The organism is Streptomyces viridiviolaceus, assembly GCF_014650995.1.
GTDB lineage: Bacteria > Actinomycetota > Actinomycetes > Streptomycetales > Streptomycetaceae > Streptomyces > Streptomyces viridiviolaceus.
This window is the reverse complement of the sequence record NZ_BMWA01000007.1, coordinates 1-18,938: the sequence shown is the minus strand read 5'-3', so window position 1 is coordinate 18,938 and position 18,938 is coordinate 1. Positions and strand designations below refer to the sequence as shown.

The following is an 18,938-nucleotide window of genomic DNA, read 5'->3' as shown; positions in this document are numbered from 1 at the left end:
GTCAGGCACCGCTCGACGCTTTCGCATCGGTTCGGACCCGGCTGCCGGCGGCAAGACCGTCGGCGGCGACCCCGTTGCGGACGCGTCCGTTCCCGGAGGCATCGCCCCGGCGGGCGGCCTGGATCGCCCAGTACACCGCCTCCGGCGTCGCGGGCGAGGCCAGCTCGACACTGACCCCGCTCGGCCCGAACGCGGCGGCGGCCTGCCGCAACGCCTCTCGCACCGAGAACGCCAGCATCAGCGGAGGCTCACCCACCGCCTTGGACCCGTATACGGCGCCCTCCTCGGTGGCGTTCCGCAGCAGCGTGACGTTGAACTCCTCGGGCATCTCCGAGAAGCTCGGCAGCTTGTAGGTGCTCGCGGCCCGGGTCAGCAGCCGGCCGCGGTTCGGCCCGTCACCGGCGTCCCAGCGCAGGTCTTCAAGTGTCAGCCAGCCCGCGCCCTGCACGAAACCGCCCTCGATCTGACCGATGTCGATCATCGGGGACAGGCTGTCGCCGACATCGTGGACGATGTCCACCCGCCGGATGCGGTACGCGCCGGTGAAGCCGTCCACCTCCACCTCGGCCGCGGCGGCACCGTGGGCGAAGTACTTGAACGGCGAGCCCCTGAACGTCTTCGCGTCCCAGTGCAGGCCCTCGGTCCGGTAGAAGCCGGCCGCCGACAGCTGAACGCGCTGGAAGTACGCGGTGCGCACCAGGTCGTCCCAGGCCAGTTCCTTGCCACTGCCCAGGGTGCGTGCGACGCCGTCGACGATGCGTACGTCCGACGCATGTGAACCCAGCTGGGTGGCGGCCACTTGCAGCAGCCGTTCGCGCAACTGCTCGCAGGCGTTCTTCACCGCCGCACCGTTGAGGTCCGCCCCGGAACTGGCGGCCGTGGCCGAGGTGTTGGGCACCTTGTCGGTGCGGGTCGGGGCCAGCCGTACCTTGTGCAGCGGGATGCCCAGCGTGGTCGCGGCCACCTGCAGCATCTTGGTGTGCAGGCCCTGGCCCATCTCGGTGCCGCCGTGGTTGATCAGGACCGAGCCGTCCTTGTAGATCAGCACCAGCGCGCCGCCCTGGTTGAAGGCGGTGAGGTTGAACGAGATCCCGAACTTGAGGCCGGTGACCGCAAGCCCCCGCTTGGTGTCCGGGTGCGCGGCGTTGAAGGCGGCGATCTCCCGCCGGCGGTCGGCGAGGCGGGCGTTGTCCTTCACCTGCTGCCAGACGGCGGAGATCCGTTCGGGCTGAACGACCGGCTGTCCGTACGGCGTCGACTGGCCCTGCCGGTAGAAGTTGCGCTCCCGCAACTCCGTCGGATCCAGGCCGAGCAGCGGCGCGCACCGGCCCATGATGTCCTCGATCACCAGCATGCCCTGCGGTCCGCCGAAGCCGCGGAAGGCGGTGTTGGAGACCTTGTTGGTCCTGGCGATGCGGCCGGCGATGCGCGCGTTGGGGATCCAGTAGGTGTTGTCGATGTGGCACAGCGCACGGGCCACCACCGGCTCGGACAGGTCCAGGCTCCAGCCGCCGTCCGCGGTCAAGGTGGCGTCGAGGGCCCGGATCCGGCCGTCGGCGTCGAAGCCGATCTTCCACTCGGCGTGGAACCCGTGCCGCTTGCCGGACATGGTCAGGTCCTGGGTCCGGTTGAGCCGCACCCGGACCGGCCGACCGGTCAGCTTGGCACCGAGCGCGGCGACGGCAGCGAACCCGTGCGGCTGCATCTCCTTGCCGCCGAACCCGCCGCCCATCCGCAGACACTGCACGGTCACCTCGTGGCTGTGCAGACCGAGCACGTGCGCGACGATCTCCTGGGTCTCCGAAGGATGCTGGGTGCTGCTCTGGACGAACACCTGCTCGGCCTCGTCGACGTAGGCCAGTGCCGCATGCGTCTCGAGATAGAAGTGTTCCTGATCGGAGAACTGCAACTCGCCGGTGAACACGTGCGCGGAGTCGGCGAAGCCGGCGTCGACGTCGCCGGTGAGCATCACGGGCCGGGCGCCGTGGAAACTGCCCGCCGCGATCGCGTCCTGCAGCGTGATCAGCGAGGGCAGTTCGTCGAGTTCCACCTCGACCGCCGCCGCGCCGAGCCGGGCGGCCTCCAGGGTCTCGCCGAGCACCCAGGCGACCGCGTGACCGTGGAACAAGACTTCGTCGGGGAACAGCGGCTCGTCATGCTTCATCCCGGCATCGTTGACGCCGGGCACGTCGGCACCGGTCAGCACGCGGACCACACCGGGCACGGCGAGCGCGGGCTCGGTGCGCAGCGCGGTGATCCGGCCGTGGGCCTTCGTCACCTGGACCGGACAGGCGTGCAGCACGTCCTTGGTGCGGTGCACCAGGTCGTCGGTGTAGAGGGCGGTGCCGGTGACGTGCAGGGCGGCACTCTCGTGCGGCATCGGGAGGCCGACGACGGGCCTTTCGGGGCGCTCGGACAGATGGCTCATGACGACACCGCCTCAGTGGTCTGCGCGTACAGCTTCAGCAGGCTCTGGCCCAGCATCGCGGAGCGGTAGGCGGCGCTGGCGCGATGATCGTTCATCGGCGTGCCCTCGCCCTGCAGGATCCGCGCCGCCGCCTCGACGGTCTCCGCCGTCCACGGCGTGCCCTCCAGGGCCGCCTCGGTGGCCAGCGCGCGGATCGGGGTGGCGGCCACGCCGCCCAGGCCGATGCGAGCCTTGCGGACGATTCCGTCCCCGATGTCGAGCGCGAAAGCGACTGCCACGCTGGAGATGTCGTCGAAACGCCGCTTGGAGATCTTGTGGAAGGCCGCGACCGGCGACAGCGGCAGCGGGATGCGCACAGCGCGGATCAGTTCGCCGGGACGGCGCACGCTCTGCCGGTAGCCGGTGAAGTACTCCGCCAGCGGCACCTCGCGCTCACCGTCGGCGTCGGCGAGCAGCACCGACGCCTCCAGCGCGAGCAGCACCGGCGGGCTGTCACCGATGGGCGAGCCGGTGCCCAGGTTGCCGCCGAGGGTCGCGCCGTTGCGGATGAGCCGGGACGCGAACTGCGGGAACAGCTCTGCCAGCAGCGGGACGGCACCGTCGAGGCGGCGTTCGATCTCGGTGAGCGTCAGCGCCGCCCCGATCTCGATGTGGTCGGATTCGACTCGCAGCTCCCGCAGTTCGGCCAGCCGGTCGACGGCCACCACGCAATCGGCCCGGCGGGAACGGATGTTCACCTCCACGCCCCAGTCGGTGGAGCCGGCGACGACCACCGCGTCGGGCCGCTCGCGCAGCAACCGCAGCGTCTCGGCCAGGGTGCCCTTCCGCAGGAAGACGCTGTCGTCCCGCGTGTATTCGGTGGCGACCGGCGCCGGCGACGCCTGCTCTCGGCGCTGCGCCAGCGGGTCCTCGTCGGTGGGCGTGCCGACGGCGAACGCGGCGTCGCGGATCGGGCGGTAACCGGTGCAGCGGCACAGGTTTCCGCTCAGCGCGTGCAGATCGAAGCCGTTCGGACCGTGCTCGGCGTCGGTGCCGCCGGCCGTGTCCGCGTGCGCGCAGCGGTCGGGCCGGTAGTACTCGGCGGCCATGCTGCAGACGAATCCCGGTGTGCAGTACCCGCATTGGGAGCCGCCGCGGAGCGCCATCTCCTCCTGCACCGGGTGCAGGGTGGGCGGCTTGCCGGGTTCGCCGGCGGTGGCGAGACCTTCGGAGGTGATGATCTCCTGTCCGTCGAGCGCCGCGACCGGGACCAGGCAGGCGTTGACCGCCACCCAGTCGGTGGGCTTGTTCACCCCGGGACGCGCCACCAGGACCGAACAGGCGCCGCATTCGCCCTCGGCGCATCCTTCCTTGGTGCCGGTGAGGCCACGGTCACGCAGGAATTCCAGCACTGTGGTGTGGGGTGCGGCCGGGGAGATCTGCTTTTCTTCCCCATTGACCGTGATCCGTGCCGCTACCACGACAGGCCTGCATTTCGGTGCGCGATCGGTCGATTCATCATGTTCGCCAATTCCGGGCAGCTTTCTGTGTTCAGACGCGCCACGTCGGAGGAGCGGGCGCAAGACAGCACGCGACAGCGGCGTGCCGGAAGATGGTGACGGGAAGCTGAGGACGTGCCACGACGGGCACGTCAGAACGGCGTGCTCAGCAGCCGTGCGCGATCCGACCCGGAACCCAGACCGTGCACTGGGCGAGGCGACCGAGATCAGAGCTGGTGTACATCCGCGGGTCGCCTCCTTTCGGTGGTCATGGATCGGCTTCCAGCGAAAAGTAGTGGCTGCCGCCACAGAGGTCAAGAGGTCGTCCTCCGTCTCCCGAAAGCCGATCGCATCCACTTCCTCGCCTTCATTCCCGGCGCATGGCGCGGGCGATGAATTCCCCGATGAGCACGGCCGTCGCCGCCGGGCCGCGCAGCGGGGCCGTCGGCAGGATCGAGGTGTCCGCCACGCGGAGCCCGGACACACCGTGGACTCTGCCGTACTGGTCGACCGCCGCGGTGCTGCCGTCCGGTCCCATGGGTGCCGTCCCGCACGCGTGGTGCGACGTGCCGATGCTGCGCCCGATCCACTCGTCCAAGACGTCATCGCCGGCGAGGAGTTGTGGTTCGGGCTGGAGCAGGCCGGCCCGCGCGACGTGACGGAAGGCGCGGGTGGCGACGATGTCCGCGGTGGCACGGACAGCCTCCCGCAGGCGGCGCCGGCCGTCGGACGTGGCGAGGTAGCCGTACTGGATGTGCGGGGGTACGGCCGGGTCGGCGGACCGGATGCGGAGTCGGCCGGTCGAGGCGGGCGACTGGACCGAGACGAGGAACGCCAGGGGCGCGCCGGCGACGGCCGGAGCGCCGCCGGCGAGTCCGGCCATCGGCACGAGGGACTGCAGGATCTCCAAGTCGCCCGGGTGGGTGAGGTCCGAGGAGGACAGGTGCAGGCAGCCGCCGAGCCACAAGTCATCGGGTGCGCCCAGATCGGTCCGAGGAGCCCATTCCAGGACGAGTTGCGGGTGGTCGCTGAAGCGGGTGCCGACGGCTGGGGCGTCGTGGACGACGGGGATGCCGTGACGTTCGAGGGTGGCCCGCGGCCCGATGCCGGACCTCTGGAGCAGTTGGGGAGTGACGAAGGATCCGGCGCACAGGACGACCTCGTCGGAGTGGAGCACGGTCTCCCGTCCGTTCCGCAGGACGACCACCCCGCATGCGCGGCCGTGCCGGACGGCGACGCGGCGGACGGCGCAGTCACCGATCACGGTGAGATTGGCGCGGGCGAGGGCAGGCATCAGGTAGCTGATGCCGGTGTTGAGCCGCAGGCCGTCGACGGCGTTGGACGGCACCGGGCCGAAGCCCGGAGGGGCCTGGTCGTTCTTGTCGGGCTCGAAGGGATGGCCGAGTTCTTCCGCCGCCGCGCGAAAGGCCGCAGCGGCAGGGTGCGCGAGTGCTCGTCGCCGGATGCGCATGGGCCCCTCACCACCGTGCAGCTCCCCGGCGCCGTAGTCGAGATCCGTCTCCAGCGCGCGCAGCAGGGGGAGCATCCGGTCGTACGCCCAGGCCGGGTTGCCGGCCGCCGACCAGCGGTCGAAGTCCTCGCGCCGGGCCCGGACGAAATAGCCGCCGTTCACGGTGGTCGAACCGCCGAGACCACGCCCGCGGACCACCGTGTAAGGCCGCTCGGGCGTCAGGAACGCGGCGTACCGCTGGACGGCCGGGTGATCGGGTTGCGCTCCGGGGACCAGTCGCGCGTCCAGCAGCTCCGGGGGAAAGAGCGGGGGGTGTTCGGGGACCGGCCCGGCGTCGAGGAGCAGCACGGCGCGCGCGGAGTCCTCGCTCAGCCTGGCGGCCAGAGCCGCGCCGGAGGCTCCCGCGCCCACCACGATCACATCGGCGGCCCTCCGGCCGTCGATCTCGTCCACGGGGTCGCTTGCGGTCACGCGGCCCGGCCGGGCGGGCACACGGGGCGCGTACACGAACGACCGTCCCCATACGCCGGTGACCACCCGACGGCCCGACCCGCCGCCGCATACCGCGAGATGCGCAGCGATTCACCCAGGCCCCACCTGGTCGCCGTCACAGAAGCGACTGCATCATGGTCCACGAGATGACACCTCCGCACGGAGCACGCGGGCAAGCTCTTCGCGGACGTCGGCTCGACGTCGCGACGGTCCGGCCCATTTTCTGCTCACTCGATGTCACATGTCACCCGCGGAGCCGAGACCGCCGCGCCGCTCCGGAGGTCGCGGTGGGCTCGTATGCCTCCTGGTGCGTGATGCGAATGTCCCGCCATGGACAGTCATGCGATAATCACTCTCCGTCACTCTGACATGGGTGCCGAGAACGAGACCTTTCACCTGGAGATGTGACGGTAGGGCCGACATCGGTGACACATCCGCATCGGAGGAGAGACGTGGGCAGACAGGCACGCATCGCGACCGCGCTCCGGTGACCCATGAGGCATGAGTCGTCTCCCGAGGACCTGGTCCGTGCGGCGCGGGCCGCGGGAGTGACGGACGAGCGGCTGCTCGAGGCCGTCCGGGTCACACCACGGGCGGAGTTCGTCCCCGCTGAGCACGTGGCGTCCGCGTACCGCGACACGCCCGTACCGCTCCCCCACGACCAGGTGACCACCCAGCCCTCGCTGGTCGCCATGATGGTGTCCGCGCTCGGCCTCACCGGAGGCGAACGCGTCCTGGAGATCGGTACCGGCTACGGCTGGCAGACCGCGCTGCTGGCCCGCCTCGCCGCGTCCGTGGTCAGCGTCGAACGCTGGCCGGACCTGGCCGAGGAGGCCCGCCGTCGGCTCGTCGGGCGGGGCATCGAGAACGCCGAGATCGTCCTCGGCGACGGAACCCTCGGTGCACCGGCCCGTGCTCCGTACGACGCCGTCATCGTCTGCGCGGCCTTCACCGAGGTACCGCAGCCGCTGGTCGCGCAGCTGCGGACCGGTGGCCGGCTCGTCCAGCCCATCGGGCCGGGCGGACATGAACGGGTCGAGCTGTACCAGCGGCGGGACCACGGCCTCGTGCACCGTGCGACGGTCACGTCGGCCTGCTTCGTCCGGCTGTACGGTGCCCATGGCTACGATCAGCGCTGATACGCGCCGGCAACGGTGCCGACGGCCAGTTCCTTGCCCTTGACCCCGCGGTGCACGGTGCCGACGGTCGGCCGGTCGTGCAGGGTGGGCGGCTCGGACGGGGCCTACAGGCGGAAGAAGCAGCGGGGCGGGCCGTGTCCCGGCGGCGGCATCGGCCCACCCCTGCGCACCGCGCGGCGCACTGCCCGCGGGCAGCGGCGCGGACACCGGTCCGCAGAGCAACACCCGATCAGCGGCGTTCGCCCGCCGAACGCGCGCCGATGGTGGCGGTGTGCCGACAAGGATTCTGCTCGAAGGACGTCCGGGCGTGGGCAAGACGACCGCCGTTCGCCGCCTGGCGGCGCTGCTGCGCACCCGCGAGGCCGTCGGCTTCACCACGGAGGAGATCCGGCAGGCCGGCACCCGGGTCGGTTTCGCCCTGGAGACACTGACAGGCAGGCGGGCGGTCCTGGCCCACACGAACTTCCCGGGCCCGACCCGTGTCGGGCGGTACGGGGTCGACTTGAGCGTCATGGAACAGCTGGCGCTGCCGTCCCTCCGGACGACGGCGGTGCCCGGGCGGCTCGTTCTCATGGACGAGCTCGGCAGGATGGAACTGGCCTGCAGCCCGTTCCGGGACGCGGTCCAGGCACTGTTCGACACGGCCGTGGACATCGTCGCCACGGTACAGGCCCACCGAGACCCCTTCACCGACGCCCTCAAACAGCGCCCCGACGTCGACGTCGTCCGCCTCACCCCGGCCAACCGCGACGACCTGCCCGAAGCACTCGCTGCCCGGCTGGAGCCCGGGCACTCATGACCCGTCCTCCGAGTGCCTTGGACCGGCGTGCCGGACCAAGGGACCGGATGTCTCAGGCACGCATCCGCGCCGGCAGCCGTGCGGTGGTCTCCATCAGCCGGACGCTGAACGGGTGCTGCGGAGCGGTGAGGACCTGCCGCGCCGAGCGCCCCGGCCGACTGCGGTCCGATGGGCGGCCTCTTCGACGACCTGGCCCTGACCCCGTATGGGTCGGCGACACCGACGAGGAGGCGTACCTCGACGCGCTCGGTGGAATGGATGCTTGATCAGCGCGTTCGGGTTGTGCGCCCACAGCTGCACCCCCAGACGGGAGCTGACGAGCGCCTGAACTGCCGGGCGCTCGCCTGACGCTCCCGTCGGGAAGCGCCGTCCAGGGCACGTATCTCGCCGTCGCGCTCGTCGTCCGGAAGACGAGCCGGCAGGCTCACCCTCCCGCCGAGGTCGTCCTCCTCGCCGTCACCGATCGCCCGCCAGGTCGAGATCGCCGCCGCGCGTCTCGGCGACGACCTCGGCGGGCCGACGCCACGGGTGAGCGATGGGCTGGGACACCCCGCGCCACCAGGGCTCAGAGGGCAGCTTCCCCACAGGCTCGAACGGCTCGCCGGGACGAGGGAACGCCGCCGCCTGCCCGGCCTCCTCCGCCGCGTCCCTGGTCCACTCGCCCGGCTCCGCCCACGCGTGCGGCGCCAGGTTGAACGTCCCCCAGTGAATCGGCAGCAGAACACCGCCCGCCGCGCCCCTCTGAAGGTCGAGGTGGGCTCGTATGCCCTCCTCGGGCGTCATGTGGATGTCCGGCCAGAACTCCGAGTACGCCCCGATCTGGATCATCGTCGCGTCGAAGGGGCCGTGGGCGGCGCCGATGTCCTTGAAGCCGTCGAAGTAGCCGGTGTCGCCGCTGTGGTAGACGCGGTGCCGCTCCCCGGCGACGACCCAGGACGCCCAGAGGGTGTGCTGGGTGTTGCGCAGGCCCCGGCCGCAGAAGTGGCGGGCCGGGGTGGCGGTCAGGGTGAGGCCGCCGACCCGCGTCGACTCGTGCCAGTCCAGCTCGCGCAGCCGGGCGGCCGGCACGCCCCAGTGCTCGAGATGGGCGCCGACGCCGAGCGGCACGGCGAACAGGGTGTCCGTGCCGGCCAGTGCCTTGATCGTGGGCAGGTCCAGATGGTCGTAGTGGTCGTGCGAGATCACGACGACGTCCACCGGGCCGAGGGCGGCGAGGGGCACCGGGACCGGGTGCAGCCGCTTGGGTCCGGCGAAGGGGAAGGGGGAGCAGCGCTCACCCCAGACGGGGTCGAACAGCACCCGCTGCCCGTCGATCTCGGCCAGCACACTGGAGTGCCCCATCCAGGTCAGCCGCAGCCCGGTGGCGGGCGGCCGGGCGAGGTCGGCCACCGTGGTGGCGTGCACCGGCAGCGTGCCGCCGGGGGCACGGCGGCTCCGCGCCTCCTTGTCGAAGTAGATCTTGGCGAACTCCCGTGCCGACCCGGAGGGCCGGGTCCGGGCCGCGCCCCCGGGATTCTGGAAGACGCCGTCGCGGAAGTGCGGCGATCTGCGGATGCGCTCCATGCGCTCACCACTCGGGTCCGCGCCGAAGGCCACGGGCCGCGGCATGCGGAACCCGGGGCTCGGGGAACGGAAACCGGCCACGGTACCTCCAGGTGGAGTAGGTCAGGCTCCCAATTATGGGCGCCAGGTGTGACAGCTCCGGTCCGCGCCTGTCCGCCGGATGTCACGTCCGTGCTCCCCGCCTTCGTCGTGTCGATGAGGGCGCCCGCTGCCGAGCGCCCGGAACGGCTCGACGGACAGGAAGGTGGCCCTCATGGCCCGCGTATCGCTCACCCCGCCCCGGACGCTCTTCTTCCGTGTCGTGGAGTGGTATTCCAGGCGCACGTACGGCAAGGTCCTCGACCCCGGCAAGGCGCTCGCGCACAACCCCCGCGTACTCTGGGGCGACCTGCGGTTCGAGCAGTCCGTGGCCAAGTGGAACAAGCTGGACTCCGATCTGAAGGCGCTCGCGGTCATGGCGTCGGCGGCCTCGGTCGGCTGCTCCTGGTGCATGGACTTCGGGCACTGGGAGAACACCGAACGCGGCATGGACCGGCGAAAGCTCCACGACGTGCCGGTGTGGCGGGAGAGCGACGTCTACACACCGCTGGAGCGGGACGTCATGGAGTACGCCGAGGCCATGACGGCGACCCCGCCCACCGTCGGCGACGACCTGGCCGAGCGGCTGCGGCTGCGCCTCGGCGAGCCCGCGTTCGTGGAGCTGACGGCCATGGTCGCCGTGGAGAACCTGCGCTCCCGCATCAACTCGGCGCTCGGGCTGACCAGTCAGGGCTTCAAGGACTCCTGCGACCTCGGCGACGCCCGCCGGAGCACCGCGGGCGCGACGGACTGAGTCCGGGGCCGGCAGCGGGCGTCTCCGCAGGTCGCCACGGCTGTACAGGGTGACGGACGTGGTGAGAGTCCGGTTGAGCGTGACGGAGCGGCGCGAGGAGCTGCTCCGTGCCGCCGTCGAGCAGATGGCGGCGCGCGGCGTGGCGGCGTTACGGATCGCCGACGTGGCCTCGGCCCTCGGTGTGAGCAACGCGCTGGTGCTCCACCACTTCTCGACGAAGGAGAAGCTGGTCGCCGCGGCGTTCACCTGCGCGGCCGAGGACGACCTCGCCCGTCTGCGCGGCCTGCTCGGCCGCCGCACGTCGGCGCTGCGCCGGCTGCGGTCGGCCGTGCGGTGGTACGCCCCGACCGGCCGGGCCAAGGGCTGGCGGCTGTGGATCGAGGGCTGGGCGGCGGCACTGCGCGAACCCGCGCTGCGAGAGGTCACGCGGGAACTCGACCGGCGGTGGAAGGCCGCGCTCGCCGAGGTCATCGCCGAGGGGGTGGCCGCCGGCGAGTTCCCTTGCCCGGACCCCGAAGGCGCCGCCCTGCGTCTGACGGCCCTGCTCGACGGACCGGCCGTCCAGCTGACGTCGTTCGGGCGCGCCGTGTCACGGGCCCGGGCCCCAGGAGTGGGTGGACGAGGCGCTCGCCCGCGAACTCGGACTGTACCGGGGTGTGTTGACGGCCTCCCGGCGGTGAGACACGGGCCGTCCTCAGGCCACCGCGGCGATCCGCATCTTGATGTCGTCCGGCGACAGCGTCCCCTTGGCCGTGACGTGGTCCCCGGACGACTGGCCGCGCAGCCGGCGCCCGATCCACGGCACCAGGTACTCGCGTGCCCAGTGGACGTCGTCGCGCCGGACGTCGAGGGTGCCGCGCGGCGGCAGCGGCGGCCAGGGCTGCTCCGGGTCGGCCGGGATCTCCAGGCCCAGCGCCTGGCCCGCGCGGAGCGCCACGCGCGTGTGCCCCTCGGGTGAGAGGTGCAGCCGGTCGGCGTCCCAGGCCCTGCGGTCCTGCACGCTGCGCAGCGACCACAGGTCGAGCACCGGACAGCCGTAGCGGTCGGCGACGGCCCGGACGTGCCCGTTGTAGGTGGCGATCTTGCCGCGCAGGTGCTTGAGCACGGGCACCCCGCGGGTGTCGAAGCCCGTGGTCACGAGTACGGTGCCGGCCACGGCGGCCAGCGCGGCCACGGCCCGTTCGAAGCGCTCGGCGACCTCGTCGGGGTCGGTGCCGGGCCGGATGATGTCGTTGCCGCCCGCACAGAAAGAGACCAGGTCCGGCGCGAGTTCGACGGCTCGGGGAACCTGGTCCGCCACGATCTGGTCGAGCAACTTGCCGCGCACGGCGAGGTTCGTATACGTGAAGTCGCCCTCGGGGCGCCGGTCGGCGAGCAGCACGGCGAACCGGTCGGCCCAGCCGACGAACGCCCCGTCGGGGCCGGGGTCGCCGACGCCCTCGGTGAAGCTGTCCCCCACCGCCACGTACGACCCGATCACTGCTCTGCTGTCACTCTTCGAATCGTCTGCCACGTCGGCCCATGATTCACCTTCGAATGTGACCTACGCGACCGTAGGAAGGGGTTGACGGGCGGTGAGAAAAGCCACTCCTAAAGTGTTCGCCAACTCCGGAATATCCGCCGCGGAACACCGGGGACACCGAAGGCCGGACCCGGGGATCGGGGTCCGGCCTTCGGAGTCGCGAGGGACCGTGCGTCAGACGGAGACGCCGTGCGAGCGCAGGTAGGCGATCGGGTCCACGTCCGAGCCGTAGTTCGGCGTGGTGCGGATCTCGAAGTGAAGGTGCGGGCCGGTCACGTTGCCGGTGGCACCGGAGAGACCGATCTGCTGGCCGGCGGTCACGGACTGGCCGCTGGAGACGGAGATCGAGGAGAGGTGGGCGTACTGGGCGTAGTGGCCGTCGGCGAGCTTGATGACGACCTGGTTGCCGTACGCGCCGCCCCAGCCGGCGGAGACGACGGTGCCCGCGCCGACGGCCTTGAGCGGGGTGCCGGTCGGGATGACGAAGTCGGTGCCGGTGTGGTAGCCGCTGGACCACATGCTGCCGGTCTGGTGGTACGGGGTGCCGACGGTGCCGGCGGCCACGGGGGAGGTGAAGCCGGTGGAGGCGCTCGCGGTCCCGGCGGACTGCGTGGTCGTCTTCGACGTGGCGGCCTCGGCCTTCTCCGAGGACTTCTCGGACGCCTTGGGCGCGGGGGCGGCCGGCTTCGTGGGCTTGGCGGAGGACTCCGCCGACGGCTTGGCGGCGCCGGTCGCGGCCTTCTCACCGATCGAGAGCTTCAGACCGGGGTGGATCAGCGACGGGTCGGAGCCGACGGCCTCGCGGTTGTCCGCGTAGAGCTTCTTCCAGCCACCGGTGACGTTCTGCTCTTCGGCGATCTTCGAGAGGTAGTCACCGCTCTTCACGGTGTACGTCCGCGTGTCCGACTTCTTGGCCGCGCTCTTGTCGGCGGACTTCTCGGCTGCCACCGCGACGGACTGCACGGCCTTTTCGGAAACCGAATGCGCAGGCGCGGCCTGGGCGGTGGCGGCCCCCATGAGGGGAAGCGCGAGCGCGGCGCCACCGGTGCCGGCGACGGCGATGGTGCGGGTCAGACGCTGAGCCTTGGTACGGCGGTGCTTACCCTTCGCAGGCATGGCGAATTCCTCTCCGGCGCCTGCGAGGTGAGCTGTCGGGTGCGGGCTGGAGATGCCCGGCCGCACCGGAGCGCGGCTTTACCCCTAGCCGTTCCTGAGACCGGAACAGGCGGTTGTACCTGTGGGTCCCCCGCTCCTGCCGTGTACGGGTGATGGATGAATTGGGGCTCCGGTCGGCGGCAGGATTAGGCGTCCGTCCGGATCGGTGGTGAACGTAAGGGACCACGACGCAACCGGACAAGCGAGGGGTTCCTCGGGCAGGTGTTTCACTTGATCCTTTAGGGGAATTACCGGTCACCCTCCGTCGATTCGGAGAACGCCACTTCCGGCAAACAGCCTTGAAAAACGTGCGTATTACGTGGACATGATAAACAACGCACCGTCACGGATATGACGCTCCTCACGACGGCCCGCGCCAGCACCATCCACTCCAGGGCAAGTTGGAGCTAAATCCACAATTCGGACAGAAAGTTCATTCATGCCTTAGTCGTCTCACATCACCTGTGGACAACTCATTGCCGCAAGCAAGGAATGCCGTATCGTCGAGTCGGTGCCCGCGGGCGAGCAGTGCCGGCGGGGCGGAGTGGGAGGAGCCCTCGTGACGCAGCAGGTCCCGTCGACCGAGCCCGAACTGGGCGGTGTGCGCAACTTCCGTGACGTGGGCGGACTGCCGACCGTGGACGGGCGCCGGGTGCGGCACGGCGTGCTGTTCCGCAGCGGCCACCTCGCACACGCCACCGAGGACGATGCCGCCTTCCTCTCCACCCTGGGCCTGCACACGATCTTCGACTTCCGCAACGCGGCCGACCAGAAGCTCGAGGGACCGGACGTCGCGCTGCCGGGCGTGCGCAATGTCAACCTTCCGCTGAGCGACCCCGCCGACGGCGCGGAGTTCTGGAAGATGGTCCGCGACGGCGACCTCGACCAGCTGCGCGGGATCCTGGCGGACGGCAAGGGCGCGACCCGGATGATCGACTCCTACCGCATGATCGTGAAGGAGCGCACGGCGGAGCACTCCCAGGTGCTGCACGCGCTCGCCGAGGACAGTGTCCCGGCCCTGATGCACTGCGCGGCCGGCAAGGACCGCGCGGGCCTGTCCATCGCGGTCACGCTGCTCGCCCTGGGCGTCGAGCGCGACGCCATCCTCGACGACTACCTCAAGTCGAACGCCAAGCACCGCCGCTACAAGGTGCGGCGCAGCTCCTCCTCGGCCTCCGCCTACTCCCCCGAGGTCATGGAACTGCTCAGCCCCCTGTTCGACGCCCGTGCCGAGTATCTGGCGGCGGCCTTCGAGACCGTCGAGGAGACCTGGGGCGGGGTCGACGCCTATCTGGAGCAGGGCCTGCGGATCACCCCGCAGACCCGGGAGCGGCTGCGCGAGCGGATGCTGGACTGACCCGCCGGGCCGGGCGCCCGCCCGGCCCCGCTCTCCTACTTGGCTCCCACCTCGAAGAGCAGATAGATGAAGCCCGCGAAGGCGTGGCCCACGGCGACGTAGATGATCAGCCGGATCCACAGGGCGCGCGGGAACTTCTCCTCCATGTTGCTCATGGCGTCTCTCCAGAGGTGGGGTGGGGTGCGGTGGTGGCGGGGCCCAGGCACAGCGCGGCCGTGGGCGCCTGCAGCAGGGTGTGCACGAAGAGGAGCTCGACCCCGTCGGTGTCCCGGGCGGCGATCCGGTGCGGGGTCAACGAGTCGAAGTGCGCGCTGTCGCCCGGCCCGAGCAGGTGCACGGTGTCGCCGAGACGCAGCCGCAGCCGGCCGCTGAGGACGTGGAGCCACTCCTCGCCGGGGTGCACCCGCACGATGTCGCCCTGGGAGCCGTACGGCACGTGGACGCGCAGGGCCTGCATCCCGCGGCCTGCGGAGCCGGCCTGCCAGTACGTCCAGCCGCCCGCCACCGTCGGCTCCATGTCGGCGGCACGCACGATCGCGTCCCGGTCCGCCACCGTCTCGCCGAGCAGTTCCGAGACGGTCGTACCGTAGATACGGGCGAGGGCGAGCAGCATGGGCAGCGAGGGCTGGCGCTGCCCGGTCTCCAGCCGGGAGAGGTGGGCGGGCGACAGTCCCGCGGAACGGGCCGCGGCCTCCAGTGTGAGGGCGGCCCGGCGACGCAGGGCCCGCAGTTGCGGCGCCACGACGGACACCGCTTCCGCCGGATCGACCGGCGGCTCGGTCTCAGAGGAGCTCATACCTCCATTCAGCCCGAGATTTACCTCTGGGGCAATTTTGTTGCCTCACAGGCAAAAACGGGAAGGTCACGGCCTGGCGGGAGCCGCCTACCGGTTGCCCACCGCCTGCTTGACCAAGGTCTTGCCGAAGTCCCACATCAGGCCGCCACCGTTGTGGGCGTCGTCCATGACCTCGGTGAACGCGTCGACGAACCGGTCCGCCTCGCGTTCGCCGACGATCAGCGGCGGGATCAACTTGATCACCTCCAGGTGGTCTCCGGAGACCTGCGTCAGGATCCGGTGCCGTTGCAGCAGGGGCACCACCACCATCTGCGCGAACAGCCCCTTGCGCGCGGCCTGGAGCATCGTCCAGCGGCTGCGCAGCTTCAGCGACCGGGGCCTGCCGAACTCGATGCCGATCATCAGGCCCCGGCCGCGGACGTCGGCGAGCAGTTCGTAGGTGTCCACCAGCGCCGCCAGCCGGGACTTCAGCCGCTCGCCGACGGCCGCGGCGTTCGCCACGGTCTGTTCGTCCTCCATGACCGCCAGCACGGCGAGTCCGGCCGCCATGGCCTGCGCGTTGGACCCGAAGCTCGCCGAGTGGACCAGCACCCGGTCCATCGACGAGAACACCTTCCGGAAGATCCAGTCCTTGCCCAGCGTGGCCCCCACGGGTACGTACCCGCCGGACAGCGCCTTGGCGACGCACACCAGGTCGGGCTCCACGCCCTCCTCGTGCTGGTAGGCGTAGAACCTCCCGGTGCGGCCGAGGCCCGTCTGCACCTCGTCGGCGATCAGCAGCGCCTTGTACCGGTGCAGCAGCTCCTGCGCGCCCCGCAGATAGCCGGGCGGGGCCTCGTGCACGCCCTTGCCCTGGATGGGCTCCACGATCAGCGCGGCGACGTCGCCCTTCTTCAGCTCCCGCGCCAGGGCGTCCAGGTCACCGAGCGGGACCGCGGTGTCGGGCAGCAGCGGGGCGAAGCCGTCCCGGAAGCCGGCCTCGCCGTTGACGGACAGCGATCCGGTGGTCAGCCCGTGGAAGGCGTGCGAGCAGTACAGGACCCTCGGCCTGCCGGTCGCGTACCGGGCGAACTTCAGCGCCGTCTCGACCGCCTCCGTGCCGCTGTTGCCGAAGAACACCCGGTCCAGGTGCGGGCTGTAGGACAGCAGCTTCTCGGCCAGCAGCCCGGGCAGCGGAGGGCAGTCGAACCGGGTCAGGTCGGCCAGGGAGGCGTCGAGGACGTCGTGCAGCGCCTTGCGGACGACGGGGTGGTGGCGGCCCAGCCCCATCACCCCGAACCCGGCGAGCATGTCCAGGTAGTCGTTGCCGTCCGCGTCCCAGAAGTACGCACCCTCGGCACGCTCGTAGACCCGGTCGAAGCCGATGGTGCGCAGCATGCGCGGAAGCTGGTGGTTGAGGTGCCGCGTGTGCAGCTCGTAGCGCTCGGCTCCGCGCTCGGCCAAGAGTCTGCCGAGGTCGAACTCCTTGGTCATTCAGTTCTCTCCTTGCCCCGGCCGGACGGTCCGGCCGTCCCCGGCCTGTTCCTTGACGGCCAGGCTCGCACTGATCCGGCCGGCGATCTCGACGGGCGTGAGGCCGATGTCGGCCAGCACCTCGGCGCGCTTGGCGTGCGCCAGGAACTGCTCCGGGATGCCGAACCGCCGTACGGGTACGTCGACTTCCGCGTCGCCCAGCGCCAGCGCCACCGCGGAACCCACCCCGGCCGCGCGGCTGTTGTCCTCGACGACGGCCACCAGCCGGTGTCGCGCGGCCAGTTCCGGGAGCGCCGGGTCGACGGGCTTGACCCAGCGCGGGTCCACCACGGTGCACCCGATGCCGCGGGCCTGCAGCAGCTCGGCGGCCTGCAGGCAGACGGGCGCCATCACCCCGACGGCCACGAGCAGCACCTCGGGCCGCTCGGCGGCGTGCAGGACGTCCATGCCGCCGACCCGGTCCACGGCCGGGACGGTGGGGCCGACGGACTCCTTCGGGAAACGCAGCAGCGTCGGGGCGTCGTCGACGGCGACCGCCTCGCGCAACTGGGCACGCAACTGGTCGGCGTCGCGCGGGGCGGCGATGCGCAGCCCCGGCACGACCTGGAGGACGGACATGTCCCACATGCCGTTGTGGGACGCGCCGTCGACGCCGGTGACGCCGGCCCGGTCCAGTACGAACGTCACGCCGCAGCGGTGCAGCGCCACGTCCATCAGCAGCTGGTCGAAGGCGCGGTTGAGGAAGGTGGCGTAGACGGCGACGACCGGGTGCAGTCCGCCCGTCGCCAGCCCCGCGGCGGACACGGCGGCGTGCTGCTCCGCTATGCCGACGTCCCAGATCCGCTCGGGGAACCGCGTGGCGAAGGGGCCGAGCCCGACCGGGTGCAGCATGGCCGCCGTGATCGCCACGACGTCGTCGCGTTCCTCCCCGATCCGCACCATCTCGTCGCCGAACACGGAGGTCCAGGACGGCCCGCCGGCGGGCGCGAGCGGCTCGCAGGTGCGCGGGTCCATCACGCCGACCGTGTGGAAGTGGTCCTCCTCGTGGGCGAGGGCCGGTTCGTAACCGCGGCCCTTCTCCGTGAGGCAGTGCACGAGCACCGGTCCGTGGAAGCGTTTCGCGCGCCGCAGAGCGGACTCGACGGCCCCGATGTCGTGCCCGTCGATCGGGCCGACGTACTTCAGGCCCAGGTCCTCGAACAGGCCCTGCGGTGCGAAGGCGTCCTTGAAGCCCTTCTTCGCGCCGTGCAGGGCCTCGTAGACGGTGTTGCCGACCACCGGGGTGCGCTGGAGGACGTCCTTGCCCCAGGCCAGCATCCTCTCGTAGCCGTCGGTGGTGCGGAGCGTCGCCAGGTGGTTGGCGAGGCCGCCGATGGTCGGCGAGTACGACCGCTCGTTGTCGTTGACGACGATGATCAGCGGGCGGTCCTTGGCGGCCGCGATGTTGTTCAGGGCCTCCCAGGCCATGCCGCCGGTCAGGGCTCCGTCCCCGATCACGGCGACCACGTGGCCCTTCTCCCCCTGCACCTGACGGGCCTTGGCGAGGCCGTCGGCCCAGCCGAGCGCCGTGGAGGCGTGGCTGTTCTCGATGACGTCGTGCTCGGACTCCTCGCGGGAGGGGTAGCCGGACAGGCCGCCCTTTCCGCGCAGTTTGGAGAAGTCCTGACGGCCCGTCACCAGCTTGTGCACGTAGCTCTGGTGGCCGGTGTCCCAGAGGATGCGGTCGGCCGGTGACTCGAACACCCGGTGCAGGGCGACGGTGAGCTCCACCACGCCCAGGTTGGGCCCGAGGTGGCCGCCGGTCCGGGCGACGGCGTGCACCAGGAAGTCACGGATCTCTTCGGACAGTTCACCGAGTTCCGCCTCGGACAGCGCCTTCAGGTCGCGTGGTCCCCGGATGTTCTCCAGAATCGTCACGCTCGTGCCCCCTTCGGTCCGTGCTGCTCAGCTCACGGTGACGGCCGGCTCCCCCGACTCGCCGTCCTTCTCCATCTGCTCGGCGATCTTCATCGCCTCGTCGATCAGCGTCTCCACGATCTTGGACTCCGGGACGGTCTTGACGACCTCTCCCTTCACGAAGATCTGGCCCTTGCCGTTGCCGGAGGCGACCCCGAGGTCGGCCTCGCGGGCCTCGCCGGGACCGTTGACCACGCAGCCCATGACGGCCACGCGCAGCGGCACCTCCATGCCCTCCAGCCCGGCCGTGACCTCGTCGGCGAGCTTGTAGACGTCCACCTGGGCGCGGCCGCAGGAGGGACACGACACGATCTCCAGGCGACGCTGCCTGAGCCCCAGGGACTGGAGGATCTGGATGCCGACCTTGACCTCCTCGGCCGGCGGGGCGCTCAACGACACCCGGATGGTGTCGCCGATGCCCTGCGAGAGGAGCGCGCCGAAGGCGACCGCCGACTTGATCGTGCCCTGGAACGCCGG

Annotated in this window: 15 protein-coding genes, 1 pseudogene and 1 riboswitch; of the genes and pseudogenes, 5 read left to right on the top strand and 11 right to left on the bottom strand. The window is 71.1% G+C overall.

Going from position 1 to position 18,938, the window contains the following annotated elements:
- Position 1 precedes the first annotated feature (1 nt).
- From xdhB to mftG, 3 genes are all read right to left on the bottom strand, one after another.
- Entirely contained in the window at positions 2 to 2,428 is a 2,427-nt protein-coding gene (xdhB, locus tag IE260_RS11195; RefSeq protein WP_189870515.1) for a xanthine dehydrogenase molybdopterin binding subunit, read from the bottom strand.
- On the bottom strand, positions 2,425 to 3,888 hold the full coding sequence (locus tag IE260_RS11190; protein ID WP_189870981.1) for a xanthine dehydrogenase small subunit: 1,464 nt from the start codon (positions 3,886 to 3,888) through the stop codon (positions 2,425 to 2,427). Before IE260_RS11190 ends, xdhB begins: the two co-directional genes overlap by 4 nt.
- 385 nt (positions 3,889 to 4,273) lie before the next feature.
- Entirely contained in the window at positions 4,274 to 5,848 is a 1,575-nt protein-coding gene (gene mftG / locus IE260_RS11185; RefSeq protein WP_229880637.1) for a mycofactocin dehydrogenase MftG, read from the bottom strand.
- A gap of 515 nt (positions 5,849 to 6,363) precedes the next feature.
- Between mftG and IE260_RS11180 the strand changes: the two genes are divergently transcribed.
- Positions 6,364 to 7,008 (top strand): protein-L-isoaspartate(D-aspartate) O-methyltransferase, encoded by a 645-nt coding sequence (locus tag IE260_RS11180; protein ID WP_189870513.1) that lies wholly within the window; start codon positions 6,364 to 6,366, stop codon positions 7,006 to 7,008.
- Positions 7,009 to 7,279: 271 nt separating this feature from the next.
- Positions 7,280 to 7,807, top strand: a complete 528-nt coding sequence (locus IE260_RS11175; RefSeq protein ID WP_189870511.1) for a nucleoside-triphosphatase — start codon at positions 7,280 to 7,282, stop codon at positions 7,805 to 7,807.
- Positions 7,808 to 8,263: 456 nt separating this feature from the next.
- On the opposite strand, the gene IE260_RS11170 is transcribed toward IE260_RS11175, so the two are convergent.
- A complete protein-coding gene (locus tag IE260_RS11170) occupies positions 8,264 to 9,451 on the bottom strand; it encodes an MBL fold metallo-hydrolase (protein WP_189870508.1) in 1,188 nt (395 codons plus the stop codon).
- A gap of 172 nt (positions 9,452 to 9,623) precedes the next feature.
- Here IE260_RS11170 and IE260_RS11165 point away from each other — a divergent pair, with 172 nt between their 5' ends.
- Positions 9,624 to 10,202 (top strand): carboxymuconolactone decarboxylase family protein, encoded by a 579-nt coding sequence (locus IE260_RS11165; RefSeq protein WP_189870506.1) that lies wholly within the window; start codon positions 9,624 to 9,626, stop codon positions 10,200 to 10,202.
- 79 nt (positions 10,203 to 10,281) lie between these two features.
- Positions 10,282 to 10,882 (top strand): annotated as a pseudogene (locus IE260_RS11160) (TetR/AcrR family transcriptional regulator).
- 14 nt (positions 10,883 to 10,896) lie between these two features.
- On the opposite strand, the gene IE260_RS11155 reads toward IE260_RS11160, so the two are convergent.
- The gene (locus IE260_RS11155) at positions 10,897 to 11,682 is read right to left on the bottom strand and encodes an SGNH/GDSL hydrolase family protein (protein ID WP_189870977.1); all 786 of its coding nucleotides are present in this window, start codon (positions 11,680 to 11,682) and stop codon (positions 10,897 to 10,899) included.
- 216 nt (positions 11,683 to 11,898) lie between these two features.
- Positions 11,899 to 12,840 carry a M23 family metallopeptidase gene (locus IE260_RS11150; protein WP_189870504.1) on the bottom strand — a complete coding sequence of 314 codons (942 nt, stop codon included), beginning with the start codon at positions 12,838 to 12,840 and terminating at the stop codon, positions 11,899 to 11,901.
- A 2-nt stretch (positions 12,841 to 12,842) separates the two neighbouring features.
- A riboswitch (cyclic di-AMP (ydaO/yuaA leader) is annotated at positions 12,843 to 13,002 on the bottom strand.
- 436 nt (positions 13,003 to 13,438) lie between these two features.
- On the opposite strand from IE260_RS11150, the gene IE260_RS11145 reads away from it, so the two are divergent.
- A complete protein-coding gene (locus IE260_RS11145) occupies positions 13,439 to 14,236 on the top strand; it encodes a tyrosine-protein phosphatase (protein ID WP_189870502.1) in 798 nt (265 codons plus the stop codon).
- Between the two features lie 35 nt (positions 14,237 to 14,271).
- Here IE260_RS11145 and IE260_RS11140 read toward each other — a convergent pair whose 3' ends face one another.
- The 5 genes from IE260_RS11140 to IE260_RS11120 form a co-directional block, all read right to left on the bottom strand.
- Positions 14,272 to 14,391, bottom strand: a complete 120-nt coding sequence (locus IE260_RS11140; protein WP_189870500.1) for a DUF6126 family protein — start codon at positions 14,389 to 14,391, stop codon at positions 14,272 to 14,274.
- A complete protein-coding gene (locus tag IE260_RS11135; RefSeq protein ID WP_189870498.1) occupies positions 14,388 to 15,032 on the bottom strand; it encodes a helix-turn-helix domain-containing protein in 645 nt (214 codons plus the stop codon). Before IE260_RS11135 ends, IE260_RS11140 begins: the two co-directional genes overlap by 4 nt.
- Before the next feature lie 87 nt (positions 15,033 to 15,119).
- Complete coding sequence (locus IE260_RS11130) at positions 15,120 to 16,505, bottom strand: aspartate aminotransferase family protein (RefSeq protein WP_189870496.1); 1,386 nt, start codon at positions 16,503 to 16,505, stop codon at positions 15,120 to 15,122.
- Positions 16,506 to 18,422 (bottom strand): 1-deoxy-D-xylulose-5-phosphate synthase, encoded by a 1,917-nt coding sequence (gene dxs / locus IE260_RS11125; RefSeq protein WP_189870494.1) that lies wholly within the window; start codon positions 18,420 to 18,422, stop codon positions 16,506 to 16,508.
- A gap of 27 nt (positions 18,423 to 18,449) precedes the next feature.
- The coding region (locus tag IE260_RS11120; RefSeq protein WP_189870492.1) for a flavodoxin-dependent (E)-4-hydroxy-3-methylbut-2-enyl-diphosphate synthase at positions 18,450 to 18,938 on the bottom strand (489 nt) is incomplete at its 5' end.